At 69.3% G+C, this 2,491-nt stretch carries 2 protein-coding genes; both read left to right on the forward strand.

Translation table 11 applies throughout. The annotated features are described in order from the left end of the window. Positions 1 to 477: methyl-accepting chemotaxis protein (locus AC1DJH_RS33020; RefSeq protein ID WP_478188603.1), on the forward strand; the 477-nt coding region annotated here is incomplete at its 5' end. A 107-nt stretch (positions 478 to 584) separates the two neighbouring features. Beyond that, positions 585 to 2,491 (forward strand): methyl-accepting chemotaxis protein (locus tag AC1DJH_RS33025; RefSeq protein ID WP_478188604.1); only part of this gene is annotated, 1,907 nt, incomplete at its 3' end.

Below are 2,491 nucleotides of genomic sequence, written 5' to 3' on the forward strand. Positions count from 1 at the left end.
CTGATCGGTGACTCCGTGGAGAAGGTCGAGGAGGGCAGCAAGCAGGTGGAGGAAGCCGGCCGCACGATGGAAGAGATCGTGGGCAGCGTGAAGCGCGTGACGGACATCATGGGCGAGATCACGGCGGCGAGCCAGGAACAGACCTCGGGCATCGAGCAGATCAACCAGGCGATCAGCCAGATGGACCAGGTCACGCAGCAGAACGCCGCGCTGGTCGAAGAAGCCTCGGCGGCAGCCCAGTCGCTGCAGGAGCAGGCCGGCAGCCTGGTGAAGACCGTGAGTGTCTTCAAGCTGGGCGGTGAAGAGCGGGCGCCCGCGCGCCCGAGCTTCACACGAATCACCCCCATCAGGCCCGCCGCCCCCGTTTCGAAGACGGTCCGGCCGGCGGCCAAGGCGCTGCCTGCCCATCGCAAGCCCGCGTCCGCCCCGCAACTCGCCATGGCCGGCGACACCCCAGGCGACTGGACCGAGTTTTGAGAACAAGGCCCTCAACTCCGGCGCTGCGATGCCGATACAGGAACACGGCGATGCCGCGGCGTCGGGCCGCGAAGCAGGGGCCGTTCCCTTGACCTGAAAGAGAACCGATGAGCCTCGAACGACCTGGTGCGCCGCCACACGACGCACCGCCGCCCGCCTTTGTATCGCTCGCGCGCACGCTGAGCATGCGCGCCGGCGTGGCGATCCTCGGGGTCACGGGGCTGATGCTGTGCGTCTTCTACGCACTGGCGTCGCAGCAGCAGCAGCGCGGCGCCGCCCAATATGCCAACGCGAAGGCGGAGGCCATCGCGCGGTCCCTGGACATCTTCGACCAGACCATGCAGTCGACCGCCGGCAACGCCTTCGGCGTGTTCCGGCGGCAGTTCGCGCAGACGCTGGCGCTCGATGCCTCGGGCCTCCTTTCCAGCGACGGCACGCCCATCGACGCGGCCAGCACCAGCGAGGTCGACCGCTTCGCGAGCGACTTCCCCGGTGCCAACGCCACCGTGTTCGTCGCGCAGGGCGAAGATTTCCGGCGCGTAACCACCTCGGTGAAGAAGGAAAACGGCGAGCGTGCCGTGGGCACGCTGCTAGACCGCAAGAGCGCGGCCTATGCGCTGCTGCGCGAAGGCAAGCGCTTCGTGGGGCGCGTGACCCTGTTCGGGCGCCCCTACATCACGGTGTACGAGCCGGTGCGCGACGCGGCCGGCCGCGTGGTGGCCGTGCTCTACATCGGGCTGGACATCTCGCAGCAGCAGGCCGCCTTCGCCGAGGCGGTGCAGGGCACGCGCATCTACACGCAGGGCGGCCTGTACATCGTCAACCCGGCTGGAGCGGGCGCCGGCGGCCCCGGCGCGGCGCCCGAGCCCACGCTCGTGTTCCATCCCAGCGCGGCCGGCAAGCCGTTGTCGGATGTGTTGAAGGGCGATGCCAATGCATGGCTGGAGCGCCTGAAGGGCGGCGACGCCTTCTGGATCGACGACGCACCGGCGGTGCTGGCGCCGGGCGATGCGGGCGCGCACCATGCGTCGGTCGCCCGCAGCGAAGCCACCGGCTGGCTGGTGGTGGCCGAGGTGCCGGCCGACGAGGTGATGGCCGGCCTGCGCCGCCAGCTGGCATGGCTGGGCGGCTGCATCGCGATCGCCGCCCTGGTGCTGGGTTTCGGGCTGGTGGCGTTCATCCGGCGCACGGTGCGCCCCATCAGCGCGCTGAGCGCGCATGTCGCGGCCATCGGCGGCGGCGACCTGTCGGGCCGGCTGGCCTCGCAGCGCCGCGACGAGATCGGCGTGATCACCCGCGCCGTGGAGACCATGCGCGCCAGCCTGGTGCGCATCGTGGGCGAAGTGCGCACGGGCACGGACACCATCGCGACGGCGTCGAGCCAGATCGCCTCGGGAAACCAGGACCTGTCGTCGCGCACCGAAGAGCAGGCCAGCTCGCTCGAAGAGACGGCCGCTTCGATGGAAGAGCTGACCTCGACGGTGAAGCAGAACGCGGACAACGCACGCCAGGCCAACCAGCTGGCCGTGTCGGCGTCCGAGGTCGCGGTGCGCGGCGGCAGCGTGGTCGGGCAGGTGGTCGGCACCATGGGCTCGATCAATGCGTCGTCCAAGAAGATCGTGGACATCATCGGGGTGATCGACGGCATCGCGTTCCAGACCAACATCCTGGCGCTGAATGCGGCAGTCGAAGCTGCTCGCGCTGGCGAGCAAGGCCGCGGCTTCGCGGTCGTGGCTTCCGAAGTTCGCAGCCTGGCTCAGCGCTCGGCCGCAGCRGCCAAGGAAATCAAGACGCTGATCGGYGAYTCCGTGGAGAAGGTCGAGGAGGGCAGCAAGCAGGTGGAGGAAGCCGGCCGCACGATGGAAGAGATCGTGGGCAGCGTGAAGCGCGTGACGGACATCATGGGCGAGATCACGGCGGCGAGCCAGGAACAGACCTCGGGCATCGAGCAGGTCAACCAGGCCATCAGCCAGATGGACCAGGTCACCCAACAGAACGCCGCGCTGGTCGAAGA

Source organism: Variovorax sp. 10N412 (assembly GCF_056394985.1).